The organism is Variovorax sp. 10L421 (assembly GCF_056395365.1).
In genome coordinates, this window is sequence record NZ_JBFTJJ010000005.1 from 76,926 (window position 1) to 93,462 (window position 16,537).

14 protein-coding genes are annotated in these 16,537 nt (G+C 65.4%); 5 read left to right on the top strand and 9 right to left on the bottom strand.

What is annotated here, in order from left to right; genetic code table 11:
• Positions 1-118: 118 nt before the first annotated feature.
• From AC1DFC_RS10100 to AC1DFC_RS10110, 3 genes are all read right to left on the bottom strand, one after another.
• Complete coding sequence (locus tag AC1DFC_RS10100) at positions 119-3,031, bottom strand: beta strand repeat-containing protein (RefSeq protein WP_478179154.1); 2,913 nt, start codon at positions 3,029-3,031, stop codon at positions 119-121.
• A 128-nt stretch (positions 3,032-3,159) separates the two neighbouring features.
• On the bottom strand, positions 3,160-3,753 hold the full coding sequence (locus AC1DFC_RS10105) for a hypothetical protein (RefSeq protein WP_478179155.1): 594 nt from the start codon (positions 3,751-3,753) through the stop codon (positions 3,160-3,162).
• 455 nt (positions 3,754-4,208) lie between these two features.
• Positions 4,209-5,189: a LysR family transcriptional regulator gene (locus AC1DFC_RS10110; RefSeq protein WP_413313269.1), complete on the bottom strand. Its 981-nt coding sequence runs from the start codon at positions 5,187-5,189 to the stop codon at positions 4,209-4,211.
• A gap of 208 nt (positions 5,190-5,397) precedes the next feature.
• Here AC1DFC_RS10110 and AC1DFC_RS10115 point away from each other — a divergent pair, with 208 nt between their 5' ends.
• Positions 5,398-6,132, top strand: a complete 735-nt coding sequence (locus AC1DFC_RS10115) for a response regulator transcription factor (protein ID WP_007837353.1) — start codon at positions 5,398-5,400, stop codon at positions 6,130-6,132.
• 3 nt (positions 6,133-6,135) lie between these two features.
• Positions 6,136-8,556: a CHASE2 domain-containing protein gene (locus AC1DFC_RS10120; protein WP_478179156.1), complete on the top strand. Its 2,421-nt coding sequence runs from the start codon at positions 6,136-6,138 to the stop codon at positions 8,554-8,556.
• Positions 8,557-8,571: 15 nt separating this feature from the next.
• Here the strand turns inward: AC1DFC_RS10120 and AC1DFC_RS10125 are convergent, their stop codons facing one another.
• Together AC1DFC_RS10125 and AC1DFC_RS10130 are read right to left on the bottom strand one after the other, a co-directional pair.
• On the bottom strand, positions 8,572-9,546 hold the full coding sequence (locus tag AC1DFC_RS10125; protein ID WP_007837361.1) for a Bug family tripartite tricarboxylate transporter substrate binding protein: 975 nt from the start codon (positions 9,544-9,546) through the stop codon (positions 8,572-8,574).
• An 89-nt stretch (positions 9,547-9,635) separates the two neighbouring features.
• Positions 9,636-10,589: a 2-hydroxyacid dehydrogenase gene (locus AC1DFC_RS10130; RefSeq protein WP_478179222.1), complete on the bottom strand. Its 954-nt coding sequence runs from the start codon at positions 10,587-10,589 to the stop codon at positions 9,636-9,638.
• A gap of 117 nt (positions 10,590-10,706) precedes the next feature.
• Between AC1DFC_RS10130 and AC1DFC_RS10135 the strand changes: the two genes are divergently transcribed.
• Positions 10,707-11,921: a citrate synthase gene (locus AC1DFC_RS10135; RefSeq protein WP_478179157.1), complete on the top strand. Its 1,215-nt coding sequence runs from the start codon at positions 10,707-10,709 to the stop codon at positions 11,919-11,921.
• On the opposite strand, the gene AC1DFC_RS10140 is transcribed toward AC1DFC_RS10135, so the two are convergent.
• From AC1DFC_RS10140 to AC1DFC_RS10150, 3 genes are all read right to left on the bottom strand, one after another.
• A complete protein-coding gene (locus AC1DFC_RS10140; protein ID WP_478179158.1) occupies positions 11,825-12,277 on the bottom strand; it encodes an amidohydrolase family protein in 453 nt (150 codons plus the stop codon). The genes AC1DFC_RS10135 and AC1DFC_RS10140 overlap by 97 nt on opposite strands.
• A 4-nt stretch (positions 12,278-12,281) precedes the next feature.
• Complete coding sequence (locus AC1DFC_RS10145; RefSeq protein WP_478179159.1) at positions 12,282-12,911, bottom strand: restriction endonuclease; 630 nt, start codon at positions 12,909-12,911, stop codon at positions 12,282-12,284.
• Positions 12,912-13,001: 90 nt separating this feature from the next.
• A complete protein-coding gene (locus AC1DFC_RS10150; RefSeq protein WP_478179160.1) occupies positions 13,002-13,676 on the bottom strand; it encodes a hypothetical protein in 675 nt (224 codons plus the stop codon).
• 212 nt (positions 13,677-13,888) lie between these two features.
• On the opposite strand from AC1DFC_RS10150, the gene AC1DFC_RS10155 reads away from it, so the two are divergent.
• A complete protein-coding gene (locus AC1DFC_RS10155) occupies positions 13,889-14,131 on the top strand; it encodes a helix-turn-helix domain-containing protein (RefSeq protein ID WP_007837372.1) in 243 nt (80 codons plus the stop codon).
• A gap of 123 nt (positions 14,132-14,254) precedes the next feature.
• Positions 14,255-15,157 (top strand): LysR family transcriptional regulator, encoded by a 903-nt coding sequence (locus tag AC1DFC_RS10160; RefSeq protein WP_042674124.1) that lies wholly within the window; start codon positions 14,255-14,257, stop codon positions 15,155-15,157.
• Here the strand turns inward: AC1DFC_RS10160 and AC1DFC_RS10165 are convergent.
• The gene (locus tag AC1DFC_RS10165; protein ID WP_007837376.1) at positions 15,143-15,835 is read right to left on the bottom strand and encodes a glutathione S-transferase family protein; all 693 of its coding nucleotides are present in this window, start codon (positions 15,833-15,835) and stop codon (positions 15,143-15,145) included. The genes AC1DFC_RS10160 and AC1DFC_RS10165 overlap by 15 nt on opposite strands.
• Positions 15,836-16,537 lie beyond the last annotated feature (702 nt).

Consider the following 16,537-nt stretch of genomic DNA (forward strand, 5'->3'; position numbering starts at 1 on the left):
CCGATGCGCATGCACGGCGCACGAAAGCGGCAGGGGAAAAAGGCGAAGCGCGGCCGACAGGGCGGCGCTTCGCTCAAAGCCGGCGGACCCCGAGGCCCGCCGGCGACTCAATCGCGCATCACTGGTTGATCCGTACGGCGAAGGTCAGGGTGGCCGTGCCGCTCGGGGCCACGGTGTTGGCCGCGCTGCCGCAGCTCACCGCGGTGGCGGTCTGCGCGTAGGCCAGGGCCGTTCCGCTCACACCCGTGGAGACGCACCGCGTGGCCGCCGGGGGCTGCGTGGGGCTCATCGTGGTGTACGCGGGCGCCGCATCGTTGATCGCGATGTTGGTGACCGGCGCGCTGCCTTCGTTGGTGGCAACGATCTGGTAGACGATGCACTGGCCGGGCTTCAGCGACAGGGGCGTCGCGGCAAAGGCGGCGTCCGCCGTGCCGTCGCAGGCGACGTCGGGGGCCTGCGTCTTGACGACGCGCAGCTGGCCCGTGATCACGGTGCTGACGTCGGTGGCCGACGGCGCGCCGCAGTTCGGGGCCGGGTCCGTGAACGTCGCCGTCACGGTCGCGGTGTCGGTCGCGCCCGCGCTGGCACCGCCCGGAGCGAACACGCGCACCAGCAGCTTCTGCGTTGCACCGGCCGCGAGCGGCCCTGCGATCGGGCCGGTGACCAGGGTGTCGCCCGCATTGATCTGGCCGTCGCCATTGACGTCGAGGTAGATCGCGGTGGTCCAGCCCAGCGTGGCATCGCCCGCCGGCACGGTGGCCGTGAGCTGGTACGCGCCGCAGCTCTGGTTGCCGGTGTTGGTCAGCGTGTGCGCATAGACGACCGTGCCGCCGGGAGCGACCTGGCCGACGTTGTTCGGCGTGAGCGTTGCGCCCAGCGTCTGTGCGGTGGTCACGGTCACGGCGTCGAGCTTGACGTCGGACACGAGCACGCCGGTCGATGCCACGGCAGTGGATTGCACGCGGAAGTAGATCGCCTGGGCGGTCACCGGCGTCTGCGTTGCAGGCGGCGTCACGCAGGCGTCGACCTGCTGCTGCGCGCCGGCAGCCACGGACACACTGGTGATCGCTGCAGCGGTACAGGTACCGCCCGCGGCCACGAACTTCACGCTCCAGCCCGCCGGCAGCGTGCCCGGGAAGCTGGTCGACTGGCTGGCTGCCAGGCTGTAGGTTTGCGTTGCAGGGCCGGTTCCATCGTTGTTCTTGACGAACAGCGTGAAGATCGTGCCGGTGCCCGCTGGCGTGGTGTTGGTCGTGGTCGGCTGCGGGCTCGGGCCCGGGCCAAGGTCACCGCCGCCGACCGAACCGGAACCAGTACCGGCAGCGCTGTTGGTCAGGTCGACGAGTGAACCGACAACCACCGTGACGCGGTCGAGCGTCGCATCGAGCTTGGTCGCATCGCCCGCGGAGCGGCCGGTGACGACCGCGTCGAACGGACCGGAACCTACCGTGGCGCTGGCCGGCACATTGGCCTGCACGACGACGTTGACGCTGCCGCCGACCGGAATCGGGCCGGTGTCGGGAACGCCGTCGCCCGTGGTATCGAGCAGCGGCGTCACGCCGTCGGCCGCGAACAGCAGGAAGGTCGTGCCTGCCGGGAAAGTCCCGTTCGCAATGCTCAGGTTGACGCTGTCCACGCCGCTGCCGGCGTTGAACACGGTCTGCGCGAACTTGACGCTGCCGCCGGCAACGACCGAAGGCCGCGTGGTGGTGTCCGCCGCGGTGCCGTTGGGCGTGCCAGCCACCGTGTCGACCGCCGTCGCGGCCGTCGAGGGGTTGGTACCCAGCACGATGCCGTAGCTGGCCGTGACCGTGTAGGCCGCCGGATTGGTGCTCGAACCCAGGGTGCCGATGGCCGCGGCCGTGGCGGCCGGGGAATCGGTCGGGTTGTACTGGCCCACGTTGGTGGTGGTCGAGGTGCCGACCACCGCCGTGTTGTTCACCAGCACCACGAAGCTGATCGTCTGCGTGACGTTCTGGCCCAGCGAAGCGACCACGGCGTTCAGCGTGTTGCCGGTCACCTGGAAGTCGATGCCGGCCGGATCGCCGGCGGCACCGTCACCCAGCGCGACGCCTGGTGCACTGCTCCAGACGGCGGAGCCCGCAACGTACGTGAGGCCCGATGGCAGCGTGTCCGACAGGGCGAACTTGCCGGGCGCTCCGCCGGTGTTGTTGAAACTGAGCGTGTAGACCGTGTACTTGCAGGTGGCGCTCGAAGCCAGGCCGGCCGCCCACGTCGTCGAGCAGGTAGCCGACGAGGAACGCGGACCGCCGGTGCTCGCGAGCGGCCAGGCCGCGCCGCCGGGACCGGCGACAGCCGGAGCACCGATCGACTTGGTGGCATTGAACGCAGCCACGGTGGTCAGGTTCACCTGGTCCTTGTCCGCCGCCGAGGTGTTCGGCGCCGTGTACAAGGCCGGCGTGCCGGGAACGGCAGTGATGGTGGCCGTGTCGAAAGGCGTCGTCGGCGTGGTGGCCGTGCCAGGAATGGTGTACGCCACCACGAACTGGAAGGTGCCATTGTTGCCCGGCACGTTCTGCGCGGGCACGTTGCAGACCGCGGCGGAGGTGGCGGTACACAGCGGCGTGGTGCCGTCGGGGACGCCGTCGCCGTTGGTGTCGGGGTAGACCTCGACCTTCGAGAAAGCGTTGGTATCGGCGTCCACCGTGATGGTGAAGCTGTCCGTGCCGTTGCCGGTGTTGGTCAGGGTGTGTGGCGCGTAGACCACCGAGCCCGCGGCACCCAGCTTGGTGTTGACGACCGTGGTCGTGACCTGGTTGACCGTGTCCAGCGTGAAGGAGCCCACCTGCTGCACCGTGGTCTGCACCAGGTTGGAGGTTGCCAGCTGCGTTGTCCCGGCGGAATCCGAATAGGTGGCCGAAGCCTGGTTACCGATGACGGTGTTGGCGGGCGGCGGCGCGGCAAGGACGCTCGAGCTTCCGAACAGGAAGCCCAGCGACAAAACTGCGGCGCCCGCCCAGGTGGCGTTCGGCCTGAAGCCGACGCCCTTGGCTGGCGAGATGGGACTCACGTGGTTTCTCCTCGGTTGTTGTCAAAAAAAGGGACAAAAAAATCCCGGCCCCGTCCGCGAACGGAACATCAGCCGGGTTGCGTGTGATCAGCGGAATGAACCCAAGAAAGAGACCGCTGTCCGGGTGATCAGCGCGCGGGAGCGGGCTGCACCGTGACGGCGGGTGCCTGCACTGCCGCGGCGGCGGCCTTGGGAGCAGGCGGCACGACGACCTCGACCTTGGCGCGCGCGCTCACGGCAGTCACGCCGTTGGCGGGCAGCTGGCCGAGCGTCCAGCGCAGCGCGCGGTAGTCGCTGTAGGGCACCGGTTCGGTCTTGTTGCCGTCGGCCTTGCGCATCAACGGCTCGGCCCCGTAGACGCCATCCTTGGCGGCCGCCTTGACCAGCGCCGCGCCGGGCTTGGCACTGCGGGGCAGGTACTCGAGCCCCTCGGGAATCGGCAGGTCGGCAACCAGGCCGGAAACCGCCTTGCCGGTGTTGTTGGTGTACGTGGCGCGGTATTCGAGGATGTCGCCCGGCTTCACCGAGGAGGCTTCCAGCAGTTGCTCCTTGCCGTCGGCGGTCTTCACGACCTTGTGCTGCGTGAGCGCCACGGCAACGGTCTTGCTGCCGGCACCAGCCTCCGGCGAGGCGACGCGCTGCGCCGCCGCAGGCGCCATCAGGCAGGCCGCCATGAGCACGCCGGCCGCCATGCGGACCGCAAGTCCCGGGAAACCGCCCATGCGGGGGCGGAAAAAGTATTGAGTAGATTTTTCAGTGGGCACGAATGCTTGCTCCGGGTTCGAAAGTCACAGGCATGCCGGTCCATCGCCGGCGAGGGAAACAGCAGCTCGGGCTGCAAGGGACAGGAATTTCTTTGCGATTCAGGGGCAGGAAGGGCTCGCCTTCGGCCCAGTTGATACATTTATTTCCAACCGTTAATTATGTAAGTGATCTACCATTTTTCTACTAGAAAAGTTCCACTTTTGGATCGAGACTCATGGTTCCAGCCAGAACAACCAAGCACGAGCCTCTAGAAAATCGGGCTAAATCCCCTCAATCACCTCACTTTTGCCTCCAAATTTCGTCATCGAGAGAGGTCGGTCACGGCATCGCTGGTTGACGCAAACGCACAACAGCGCATGCGGAATAGCAGTCAACGACTTTGCGGAAAAAATGTGAAAAAAGCGCATTTCCTTCAAGCACCCGATGACGGGCGACCGGCCGGCTGCTTCAGGGCGCCAAGCAGGTAATCGGCAAAGGCCCTGACCTTCCGGGAATTTCGCTTGCCCGGGAGATACATGAGATCGAATTCCATCGGCCTCAATTCGAGCGTCGGAAATGCAACCTGAAGCGATCCGTCTTCTATATTGGGTTTTGCCAGAATCAGCGGAATCAAGGCAATGCCCTTGCCCGCGCAGGCAAGCCTCAAAAGCAATTCCGGATCGTTGGAGCGGAACAGGCCGATGGGCTGCACGCTGTGCTCTCGGGAAACAATCGGAATGATCATTTCCTGGCCGGCGCGCTCGGTGTCGCAAGTCAGGAAAGTGTGCTGCGCCAGGTCTTCCAGATCCTTGATTTCGGGACGCCGTTCGAGGTAGGACGGCGCTGCGCATAGCACGAGCGGCTCGCTCGCGACGCGGCGCGCCACGAGGTCTTCGCACCCTTCGCGGCTCGCCCGGATGAGCACGTCGGCCTCCTCGCGGGAAAGATCCACCTTGTGGGATCCCAGGCGCACCGTGATTTCGAGCCGGGGATGCGCGGCCATGAAAGCGGGAAGATGCGGGGCCAGCAGAGCCCGGCCGAAATAGCTGGAGGCCGAGACGCGAAGCCGCCCCCTGAGGTCGTCGCTCGTGCTCGCGCGCTGCGCCATTGCATCGTCGACCGCGATAAGAATGTCGCGCGCAGCCGATAAAAAAGAGCGCCCTTCGTCGGTCAATCCAAATCGATGCGCACTGCGGTGCATCAATAAATGCCCGAGCGTCGATTCAAGTCTTTTGAGCTGCCTGGATGCGGTGGCTTTGGGAATTCCCAGCGCCCCGGCTGCGTGCGTCAAGCCCCCGGCCTCAACCGCTTTCACGAAAAGGCGGACATCCGGCAATATCAAATCCTGCGCGCTCGACTTCGAATTCGAATTTTCGGCTCGAACGTCAACATCATTTAAAGACATCTTCATCATCTCTCAGTGATCCAATGGCTTCCCATGCCTGGATGGTCTCAAGAGCGATTTGGTTCGTCTTACAAATGTGAGATTTGGTGATAAACTATTAACAGTTGTTACCACTCACTTCTTTTGCCTGGTCACCGCCAGTCTTCGTGGGCGCCAAGGCTGCAGCCGCTCGCAGTCGAGGCTCCGCATTCGGTACCGGACACCGACAACCGAACCCATGCGTATCGCCGTACTCGAAGACGAGCCCGACCAGTTGGCTCAATTGGTCCGCGTGCTGCAAGAGCAGTTCACGCAGGGAGACGTCACCAGCACCTGCGTTGCGTTCGCCGACGGGCTTTCGCTGCAGAGAACGCTGCGCCGCGAAACCTTCGACCTGATCGTGCTGGACTGGAACGTGCCGGGGCTTGACGGCGCCGAGCTGCTGCAGTGGCTGCGCACCTGGCAGAAGAGCCCGGTGCCCGTCCTGATGCTGAGCTCGCGGTCTTCGGAGCGCGACGTGGCAAAAGCCCTGGGCCTCGGCGCCGACGACTACATGGTCAAGCCTGTGCGCCTGCTGGAACTGCGGGCGCGCCTGCAGCGCCTGCTGAAGAGAAGCCACTCGCTCGAGCCGTCCGACCGAAGACATTTCGGGCGCTGGGAGTTCGACCAGGTTTCGCACAGCGTTCTGATCCATCCGGAGCACGACGACGGCGCACCGCCGCGGCGCCAGGAACTTTCGAGCCGCGAGTTCAAGCTCGCGCTGATGCTGTTCCAGAACATCGGCCACGTGGTTTCGCGCGCGCACCTGCTCGAAAGCGCAGGCTACGACGGAGACCTGCCCTCGCGCACGCTGGACATGCACATCTACCGGCTGCGCAACAAGCTCGAGCTCGAAGCCGCGCAGGGGCTCACCTTGCGCACGGTCTATGGGCGAGGCTATTGCCTCGACGCCACGCTGGAAGCGGCCGCCTGAACCGTGGACCCGCGAAACTCGATGCAGCGATCGAGTGATCGCGAGCGCCTCCCCACCCGAACGCGCGCACGTGCAATGGTCGCGCGGCTGCTGATTGCGCTGCTGCTGCCCGCCGCCATGCTGTGGCTCGTCGATCGGCCCGGCTGGCTGCAAATGCTCGACACGATGGTCTACGACTCCGTGCTGCCGCTCGCCGCGCCCCCGCCGTCGCCGGACATCCTGATCATTGCGATCGACGAGCGAAGCTTGCGCGAGTTGGGACGCTGGCCCTGGCGGCGCGAAACCTATGCACGGCTTCTGGAGCAACTCGCACCGGCAGCACCCCGAGCAGTGCTGCTCAATCTGTTCCTGACAGAACCCAGCCCCGATGCCGGAGACGACGAGCAATTGGCCCGGGCCATGGATCGCTTGCCCGTCTACCTGCCGATGCTGCGCGACAGCGGCACTGCGCCTTCGCCGGGCCGCTGGTCGGGCTTCCTGCCGCCCTTGCCGGTGTTCGCCGCCCATGCGCGCGGTGTCGGCCATGCGGAGCTGGCGCTCGATGGGGACGGCGTGTCGCGCACGCTGTATCTGCGCGAAGGTCCGGCTGGCCGTGGTCAATATTACGTGGGCGCGCTGATGGCCGGGTACGGGTCGGCGGCCGAGCTCGAAGCCGAGCCTGCAGCGATCGCGCCTGGCGCCTGGAAGCACGAGCAACCCGTGCGCATGTTCTTCGCCGGGGCCCGGGGCAGCTACCGCACGGTGTCCTATGCGAGCGTTCTGCGCGGCGAGGTGCCGGCCGCGCTGCTGCAGGGCAAGCTGCTGCTGGTCGGCGCCACGGCGCACGGCCTGGGCGGCCAGGTGCCGACGCCGAACGCGGGCGTCGCCGCACTGCCGGGCATCGAGGTGCATGCCAACCTGATCGACGGACTGCTGCACGGCCGCAACGTGCGCATGCCGGCACCGCTGGCATATGCCGCCTGGACCACCTTGCCGATCTGGCTGGTGCTGTTGCTCCTGGTGCATGCCAGGCGCCATGCGCTGGTATTCATTTCCGGCCTCGCGCTCTCGTGGCTGCTGCTCTGCGTGCTGGCCATGCCGTTGCTGCACTGGTGGCTGCCGCCGGCGGCCCCCATCCTCGGCATGCTGGCGCTCTACCTGCTGTGGAGTTGGCGCCGGCTCGAATCGCAGTTCGTCTACTTCCGCCAGCGCGCGAGAACACTCGACAGCCTGCCAGCGAGCGCTTTCCAGGCGCTGGCGGCCCTGGCCCTCCCGATGCAGGCTCCGCCGGCAAATCCGCAGCAGGCGCTCGACCGCGCGATTGCGCGAATCGGCCGCATGCAGACGCTGATGGACGAGGCGCTCCAGATCATGCCGGCAGCCGTGCTGATCTGCGATGACACCGGCTGCATCGGTTCGAGCAATGCCGCGGCGCAGCGGCTGCTCGACGAAACCTTGCGCGCCACCATGCACGCCCCGGCACGGCCGCCCCATGGCATGCACCTGCCGACCCTGCTCGGCAGCCTTGGCGGCGTTGCGAGCGAGGGCATCGAAGCCGTCGGCGCCCACTGGAGCGAGGATCTGCGGCGCGAGTACCGGACATCCGACGGCCGCATCTTTCAGCTCGAAGCCGAAGCCTTCGGCACCACCGAAGCCGGCGATCGCAACTGGATCGTCGTGCTGCCCGAAATGACCGCCGAGCGCGAGGCACAGAACCAGCGGGAAGAATGGCGCCGCCTGCTGTCGCACGATCTGCGCAGCCCCCAGATGACGATCCTCAGCCTGCTGTCGATGCACAGGCCCACGGAAAGCATCGACGTGCTGCTGCACGCGGTGCGCCGCGAAGCCGAGCGCACCGTGAGCCTGGCGGAAGGATTCATGGACTTCGTGGAAGCAGGCTCCGACGACTACAGCATGGAAGACACCCACCTCGGCACCGTGCTGCTCGACGCGCGCGACCAGGTCTGGCCGTATGCGCGCGCCAGCCAGGTGCAGATCGAGACCCGCATCAGCGACGCCGATGAACTCGCCATGCATGCCGACGGTGTGCTGCTCACTCGCGCGATCGTGAACCTGCTGAACAACGCCATTCGCCACAGCGCCGCGGGCGGGCGCATCACGCTCTGCCTCGCGGCCGAGCCCGGCGCCGGGGCAGAGAAAGATGCGCGGGCCTTCATCGCGGTCAGCGACGACGGCGAGGGCATGTCCCATGCGCAACTGAACGGCCTCCTGAACGGAACGCGGCCGCCGCGCAGCAACGACGACGTGACGCATGGTTCGGCCGACGAACCCCATGCACCCATCAGGCGCCGGGGCATGGGACTGGGCTTTGCAGTGGTGCGCACGGTGCTGCGGCGCCATGGCGGGCACATCGAGGCCGCGAGTGCGACCGGCGCGGGCACGACCTTCTGGATCAGCCTTCCGCTTCGCGGCAGCTTGCCCTGAAATCGTGCGGCGGCCTCACTCCGGCTGGATCCCCGCCTCCTTGACGACCTTGCCCCACTTGGCGAGATCTGACTTGATCAAGGCGGCGTATGCCTGTGGCGTTCCGCCCTGGATCTCGACGCCGACAGCCTCCAGCTTGGCCCGGACATCGGGCAGCTTCAGCGCCGCGTTGATTTCGGCATTGAGCCTCGCGACGATCGCCTGAGGCGTGCCGGCAGGAGCCAGGAACCCGCCGTTCGTGTTCGCGTCGTAGCCCTTGAGCCCCTGTTCGTCCGCGGTCGGCACGCCGGGCAGGGACACTGTTCGCTTGCGGGTCGACACCGCGATCGCCAGCGCGTTGCCGGCCTTCACCTGCGACTGGATGGCGCTGATCGTGTCGATGAACAGCGCAGTGCGTCCGGCCAGCAGATCGGGGTGGGCGGCGGAAGAGCCCTTGTACGGGACCAGCAGCATCTGCACGCCGCTGGCCATGCGGAACATCTCGGCGGCCATTTCCTGTGCACTGCCGCGACCGGAGGTGGCGACCTTGGCCTGGTCGGGGTTGGCCTTCATCCAAGCCACGAACTCGGGCAATGTCCTGGCCGGGATTCGCGGGTAGATGGCAAACACCAGCGGAACCTCGTGGGTGTAGATGATCGGCTCGAAGCTCTTCTCCGGATCCCAGCTCAGGTTCTTGAACAGGAACTTGTTGATGTTGTGGCTGCCGCCCACGATGCCGATCGTGTAGCCGTCGGGCGCAGATTTGGCGAGGACGTCGGTGCCGAGATTGTTGGATGCGCCGGGCCGGTTGTCGACGATCACCGGCTGCCCCATCGACGCCGCCAGCTTGTCTCCGACGACACGCGCAATGGTGTCGATCGCGCCGCCCGGCGGGGCGGGCACGATGATCTTGATGGCACGGCTCGGATAGGCCTGGGCCGACGACAGGGATGGCACCACGGCCAGGGACGCCGAGACGGCGAGGATCTTGAACAGGGCTGCGAGTTGCATTGGTGTGTCTCTCTCTTTTGTTGATAGGTAAATCGTCATGAAGCCCCGGCGAACTCACCGATGGCCAGGGCTGCGCGTTCGCCCTGGCCTCAGGTGGTCAGGCTCATCGCCGGACGTTCTCCTGCCAGGGCCTGGGCGATGCTTTCGAGCACCATCTCGGCCATTGCGGTCCGGGTTTCCCAGGTGGCGCTGGCGCGGTGGGCCTGCAGGGTCACGCGGTCGGACTGGCGAAGCGCAAGGGGAACGCGGGGTTCGTCGACGAACACGTCCAGGCCCGCCCCGGCAATCCGCCCTGCGGCCAGCGCCCTTGTCAGGTCGTCCTCGTTGACCAGTCGGCCGCGCGCAACGTTGACCAGGAAGCCGCGTGGGCCCAGGGCGTCCAGCACGGCCGCGTTGACGATGCCTTCGGCCTTGTCCGCCGCCGCGCAGAGCACCAGCGCATCGGAATTCCGCGCAAGTTCCACCAGGTCCGCGACAAAGCCGTGGGCAACATCGTTCATGGGGCGCAGGTCGGTGTAGGCGATCGGACAGCCGAAGGCCGCTGCCCGAGCCGCGACGGCGCGCCCCACGCGCCCCATGCCGACGATGCCCACGCGCATGCCGCTGAACCGCCGCGCAAGCGGGATGGCGCTCGGCTGGGGGAAGCGCTCCCACTGGCCGTCGCGCACGAAGCGGTCCCCGGCGCACAGCCCTCGGCAGGCGGCGATCAGCAATCCGATCGCGAGATCGGCCACGTCCTCGGTCAGCGCGCCCAGGGTTGCCGTAACGGGCAGACCGCGGCCGCGGCAGTACACCAGGTCCACGGCATCGGTGCCGACGCCATTGATGGCCACGACCTTGAGGCCGGGCAACTGTTCCAGCATGCCGCGCGAAATACCGGTGTGCCCTCCGGTGATCACTGCGTCGATGGATGCGCCATGTTCGCGCAGCCAGGCTTCCTGGCCTGCGGTCTCGAAGTATTTGTGAACGGTGTAGCGCGCCGCGAGCTTGTCGTTGACCGAGGGGATCAGGATCGGATTGAGTTGCAGGACCTGGGGATTCATATCGAATTCGTTCAATGGATGCGATGTTTTCAAGGCTGGAGGCATGCTAGTTATTGATTGATGAGATCGTCAATATTGATATATAAAATCAACATATTTGGACTCACGCACCCGACCATGGCTTCCTGGATTTCGATGGACGAGGCCTGCCGCCTCCTCGGGGTGCAGCCCCAGACGGTTTACGCCTACGTCAGCCGCGGCAAGCTGGAAGTCGCGCCCGACCCGGCTGACGCACGCCGCAGCCTGTATCGCGCCGAGGACGTTGCTGGCCTGGCCAGACGCAAGCAGGCCGGCCGCAAGCACGAGACGCTGGCAGCCAACACGCTCTTCGGCTCGGAGCCCAGCATCCCGACGGCCCTTTGCGCCTTCTTTCGCGGGCGCCCGTACTACCGGGGCGAGGACGCCGTCGGCCTGGCCCGGACGGCCACCCTCGAAGACGTCGCGCAGCTGCTGTGGGAGGCCGAGCAACCCGTCGACTTTTCGTGCGCCACCGCAATGCGCTCGGGCGCGTCTGGGCGGGTAGCCGCCTTCACTGCGTTGGCGGGCCTGGCGGCCACCGGGCACTCCACGCGTGGACGCCTGACCCGGGTGCTGCACGCCGAGGGCCAGGCTTTGGTGGGTGCAGTGGCCAACGCGTTCGGCGCCGAGCCAGGACATGGGCCGCTGCACCTGCGCTTTGGGCAGGGATGGAAGCAACCGCCCGAGGTCGCCGAGTTGCTGCGAACCGCCATGGTGCTGCTGGTCGACCACGAGTTGACCAGTTCGGCGTTCGTGGCGCGCATTGCGGCATCGACGGGCGCCTCCTTGCCGGCATGCCTGCTGGCCGGACTCACCACCCTATCGGGCCCCTTGCATGGCGATGCCTCGGGCCGCGTCCAGGCGCTGTTCGGCGAAGTGGAGCGACTGGGCGAGGACCAGGTGGTGGCGCAATACCTGTCGACCGGCTTGCCATTGGCCGGGTTTGGCCACCACCTCTATCCCGAAGGCGATCCTCGCGCAGCCGCCCTGCTGGCGTTGTTCGAGCCCCCGGAGGTGATCGCGCGCTTCATCCAGAAAGTGACGCGTCTGACCGGATTGCATCCCAACATCGACGTGGCCCTGGCCGCGCTGGTCGCGGTCCATCGACTGCCCGCCGACGCGGCCTTTGGCCTGTTCGCGACGGCGCGCAGCGTCGGGCTGTTGGCGCACAGCCTGGAACAACTGGGCGTGGCGCAAGTGATCCGCCCGCGCGGACGCTATGTGGGTCCGATGCCCGACTTGGCGCAGCACGCACGGCCCCCCGTATCAGTGCCTGTAGGCGCCGGTCGATCACGCCCACCGGAAGTGAAGTGATAAAGGCGTGCTGCGTTCTCGACAAGAACGACACGAATTTCGTCTTCGGACAGCCACCGTGCGAGCAGATTGATCAAGACGGCGTCATCGGGCTTGCGCGACTCCGTGACGTGCGGCCAATCGGTACCCCAAACCAGCCGGTCGAGGCGGTCACCCGCAAGGTGGCGGACGAAGTCGTCGAGGTCTTCATAGGCTTTGGAGTCGGGCGAGGCAATGTAGGGCGCCGACATCTTCATCCACACGTTGCCGCTGCCCATCATGCGCAGAAGGACGGCCTTCACGCGGCCCGACATCGCGGGCTCGGCATTGATGCGCGCGAAATGGTCGATGACCACGGGCACCGGCAGCGCGGTCAAGTAGCTACCGATCAGACGCCATGTAGAGCTTGAACCGGCAACGCGTCTTGCCGTAGTTCACGCAGCCCCAGAACGGTGTCCCGCCCTCCTTGGGCTTTCTCTCCGCCATCTTCACACCGCAGTTCACGCAGGTCGGTTTCCAGTACTCGCCTTCATAGGCGACTGCGAGCAGTGCCTGTTGTTGCTCAGCCGTGCGCGTGCCAATGAGGCGCAGCAGGCCTGATCGATCTTGTGCGTTGATGCCATTGGCCTTGGCGAAGACCAACGCGTCGTCAGTGAATGTGGAGCTTGTAGCGAAGGTGCCGTATTGCAGGTCGTTGGCCTTGAGCACGCCGAAGAACTCGCGCAACTGCTGCACGCCAACAGGCTTGCGGCGCCAGTGCTTGCACTGAACGATCATCGGTTTTGGGCTGTGCGCCGAATAGAGCCAGATGTCGACGCCGCCGTCTGCACCGTGAGACTGGCTCTCCGTACGCACGCCGGCCTGCCCAATCAGTGTTTCGCACAACGCCTCGAAGCGGCGCCACTCGATGTCCTCGAATACCTGAGGAGACCACGCCCGCTGGGGCGCATGAGCAGCCTCGCCGGTTTCGCCTGCGAGTTCTTTCTTCAGTGTGCTCAGCCATCCCGCCATACGTCACCTCCGCCTCTTGAGGCACCAATGTAACGCAGTGTTGCAGCACTTCTCCGGGCCGGCTTGCTGCCCAGTTGCGCCGCGAAGTAGCTACCGCCCCGGCTTCCGACCATCCTCCGCACGAATCCGCTGACCCCGGTCAACGCCTACCTGGTGGATGCTGACCAGCTCGCAGCGCCGCCAGAAACCCACGCCCTCCAGCGCCGTGGAAATGTCGATCTTCGCCAGCCGGTAGAACCCCAGGACCACCCCTTGCGCGAATGCGGAGATCAGTGGCTCCGCATGCCCCGCAACCCTGGAGCTGCCGCGGATCAGCTTGCCGCCAAGCTCCATGAGCTTGAGCGCGTGGCTCGACCCGGTTGCGGTGCTTTCCTTCGGCACCCGCAGGCACCAGAGCCTGGAGCCGAGCGTCCACACCGCGTGACGCGGCACCTCGTCGAACAGAGCCCCTTCGATCACGATCTGCCTTGCGCGGATGTCGCCGAAGTCGCGATGGTCCTGACCGTAGAAGAACCTGGCGAACTCGTCGGCCTTTCTCTCCACGGCGCGGTCGCTGCGTGCCATCTTCTCCGCGGCCCTGAGGCCCGAGACATGTGCGACGAGAAAACCCAGCTCGTCGGCTGACATCCGGCGGCCGGACGCCATGCGGCGGTCATACCAGTCCGCCAACTGGGCCAAGGTCTTGCATTCCATGAAAGCCCTGTCGAAGGGCGTGTGTCGAGAGAAGCGGGAGTTCTGCTCCAGCTTGCCTTCTGGCCGTTTCATGGCAACGGTCCTCGATCCCCTCCCCCAACATCGACTCCGCCGCTGCCACCGCGAGCCGACAGCACAAAGGCTGCGCCCACGAGAAATATCCCGTTATTCATTTCAATCCATCCCTGATTGATTTTTTCGCTCCGGTCTTCGCCGTTGCTTGTCGGATCGTATCTCGAAAAGTCGCGTTACGACTATTCCATATCGGACTAGACGATTAGCGCATGTCCGTTTCCCTCTACCACGCTGAATACGAAGCGCTGCGCAACTTGATGCGCAGCGTTCGGGTGAAGGCCGGCCTAACGCAGGTGCAGATGGCCGAAGCCCTGGGCGTGGGCCAGTCCTACGTCTCCAAGCTGGAACGCGGTGAGAACTTCGTCGACGTGTTGCTGTTTGCTCGGTGGTGTTCGGCCTGCGGGGTCAAGCCAGGCAAGACCTTGGACAAATTGATAGGGACGCAGAACTAGCAGTCCAACGATCTGATCCCGAGAGCAGTTCGGCGGTTGCCGCCCTCGACTTGCAGAACCGAGTGCTAGCGCGGATCGCGAATCGGGAGCAAATCTTGGATGTGTGCAGCGACAATGCCAATCATGAGCCGCACCTCCGCTTTCGAATGGGATGACCTGCGTATTGCACTCGCCATCATGGAGAGCGGCACCTTGTCCGGTGCCGCAACCACGCTGCACGTGAGCCATCCAACGCTATCGCGCCGTCTGCAGCTGATGGAGCGGCGCCTCGGAACGCGGCTGTTCGAGCGTACCTCGGGAGGCCTTCGGCCGACGGAGGCGGGAGAAGAGGTCAGGGCGCTTGCGCTCCGCTTTCGAGACGAGATCGCCGGCCTGGAGCGCCGCGTCTGCGGGCGTGACGATGGCCATGACGGGCCGGTGCGTGTCACTGCCCCTGACGCTGTCTCCGAGTACCTGCTACCCGGTGTGCTGGCCGCTGTGTGCCGAACGCAGGTCGGATTGCAGCTCGAGCTTCATGTGTCCAACGATGTTGTTTCGTTGGCGCGGCGCGAGGCTGACATTGCACTTCGCGTGACCAGAGCACCACAAGAGACTTTGCGCGGACGCGAGGTCGGTACCGTCGCGATGGCGGTTTATGCACCGCGCCAGTTGACCGAGGCGGAAGAGGCCTCAGCGCCGTCCATCCGCCTGCCATGGGTCGGCTTCGACGCTGGCTTGGCCTGCAGTGCGCCTGGAATCTGGCTGGCGAGCAACGTTGCTCCCGACGAGGTGCGGTTTCGCGCGAACACCCTGCTGGGCGCCGCGCAAGCCGCACGCGCGGGAATCGGTTGCGCCGTTCTGCCTTGCTTCGTCGGCGGCTCGATCCCGGAACTCGTTCGCGTCGGTCCACCGCTGGACGAGCTGGCGCAGCCGCTGTGGCTGCTGATGCATGAGGACGTCGCGCGCGTGCCGCGCATGCGCCGTGCGAGCGCGGCGCTGTCCGAAGAGATCGCGAGATCGTCTCAGCTGATGTCAGGCCTCGACTGAAGTCGCCTCGGCGGTGACGAGTCGAGACATGTAGGAACCGCGCCCGGCCAGATAACGCATGAAGACCTGTCCGTATTCGGGCACCACGGCTGCGCGCACGCTTGGCCGCTCCGCCAGCTTGTGGCGATAGGCGGCTGTTGCCGGAAGCCCTTGAAGAAGGCGGAAGTCCGCCAATCGGTCGAAGGTTTCGAGTAGCCGGAAGATTGGTGCAAACGCGGCGTCTACCAGACCGAAGCGCTCGCCGCCGAAATACGGGCCGGCTCCAGCCAGCTGGCTCTCAAGCCGCGCGAAACGTCCAGCAAGCTCGGACCGTTCGCGTTCGAACGCTGCTTCTTCTGGCGCCATATAAAAACCAAACACATCTGCGATCACGGTCGAGGCGAACTCGGCCCATGCGCGGTGCCGAGCGCGATCCAGAGCGCGATCAGGCCACATCGGCGCCTGGCCGACGGTTGCTTCTTCGATGTACTCGCAGATGACGGCGGTCTCGAACACGGCCGTGTCGCCCACGCGCAGCAGCGGCACCTTGCCCAGTGGCGACAGTCGGATGAACCAGTCCGGCTTGTCTGCAAGGTCGATGTAGGTTCGCCTGGCTTCCAGGCCCTTCTCGGCAAGCTGGATGGCTGCCCGCTGCGTATACGGGCAAAGGATGTTACTGATGAGTTCAAAGTTGTGCATGCCATTTCCTTGTGGATGAGCACACGACGTTACGCACAGGCGGCAGGCAGCACCATCGAAAGCTTGTGCAGGCCGCTGTGCAGAAACTTGTAGGTGCTGGCGCGCTCACCTGCGTTGGCTGGAAGGTCCCGAACTCGATGAGTCTCATCGCGCTCGGCATCCAACACAGGGCCAGAAGATGGAGAGGGATCGGCCGGGTCCATCGGCTGCAGTCAAATTTCCTCGGACCAGTCTGGCGACAGAACCGCATTCCCCAGACAAAAAACAAAAAGCCGGACACCTTTTTGAGAGTGTCCGGCTTCATATCTGGTCCGCCGCCAGGAATCGAAAGTCGTTCCATGATCCGCATGAATGCTCAGGCAAAAAGATTTCGTCTTTCCACATACCAACAAAAATACCTGCAAATCGCAATGTGTCGCTCAGGTTCAGCTCCCGGCGACGGAGCCTGGGCTTGGTGGCAACTTTAGTCACCCTGATGGCCGGCGACCGCTGACCCTACGCGCGCACCCCGCTGGGGATAGGAAAACGAGCCCATTTCCCCTATGCCGCCCCTGTAGAATTTGGTAACAGTTCAAACTCAACAGAGCCACAATGGCCGCAGAGACGACTACGCCGCGCCGCCATGGTCGGCGCTTTGAACCGGGGGGTAGAGGAAACCTTCGGCCAAACACGGAAATCGCCGTTCGAGCGCTCTGGGATGAG

Bases quoted from the DNA above. Each gene is read 5' to 3' on its own strand.
- AC1DFC_RS10130 (WP_478179222.1), bottom strand. From the start codon at position 10,589: ATGAATCCCCAGGTCCTGCAACTCAATCCGATCCTGATCCCCTCGGTC.
- AC1DFC_RS10145 (WP_478179159.1), bottom strand. From the start codon at position 12,911: ATGGCGGGATGGCTGAGCACACTGAAGAAAGAACTCGCAGGCGAAACC.
- AC1DFC_RS10110 (WP_413313269.1), bottom strand. From the start codon at position 5,189: ATGATGAAGATGTCTTTAAATGATGTTGACGTTCGAGCCGAAAATTCG.
- AC1DFC_RS10115 (WP_007837353.1), top strand. From the start codon at position 5,398: ATGCGTATCGCCGTACTCGAAGACGAGCCCGACCAGTTGGCTCAATTG.
- AC1DFC_RS10160 (WP_042674124.1), top strand. From the start codon at position 14,255: ATGAGCCGCACCTCCGCTTTCGAATGGGATGACCTGCGTATTGCACTC.
- AC1DFC_RS10135 (WP_478179157.1), top strand. From the start codon at position 10,707: ATGGCTTCCTGGATTTCGATGGACGAGGCCTGCCGCCTCCTCGGGGTG.
- AC1DFC_RS10105 (WP_478179155.1), bottom strand. From the start codon at position 3,753: ATGGGCGGTTTCCCGGGACTTGCGGTCCGCATGGCGGCCGGCGTGCTC.
- AC1DFC_RS10125 (WP_007837361.1), bottom strand. From the start codon at position 9,546: ATGCAACTCGCAGCCCTGTTCAAGATCCTCGCCGTCTCGGCGTCCCTG.
- AC1DFC_RS10165 (WP_007837376.1), bottom strand. From the start codon at position 15,835: ATGCACAACTTTGAACTCATCAGTAACATCCTTTGCCCGTATACGCAG.
- AC1DFC_RS10155 (WP_007837372.1), top strand. From the start codon at position 13,889: ATGTCCGTTTCCCTCTACCACGCTGAATACGAAGCGCTGCGCAACTTG.
- AC1DFC_RS10150 (WP_478179160.1), bottom strand. From the start codon at position 13,676: ATGAAACGGCCAGAAGGCAAGCTGGAGCAGAACTCCCGCTTCTCTCGA.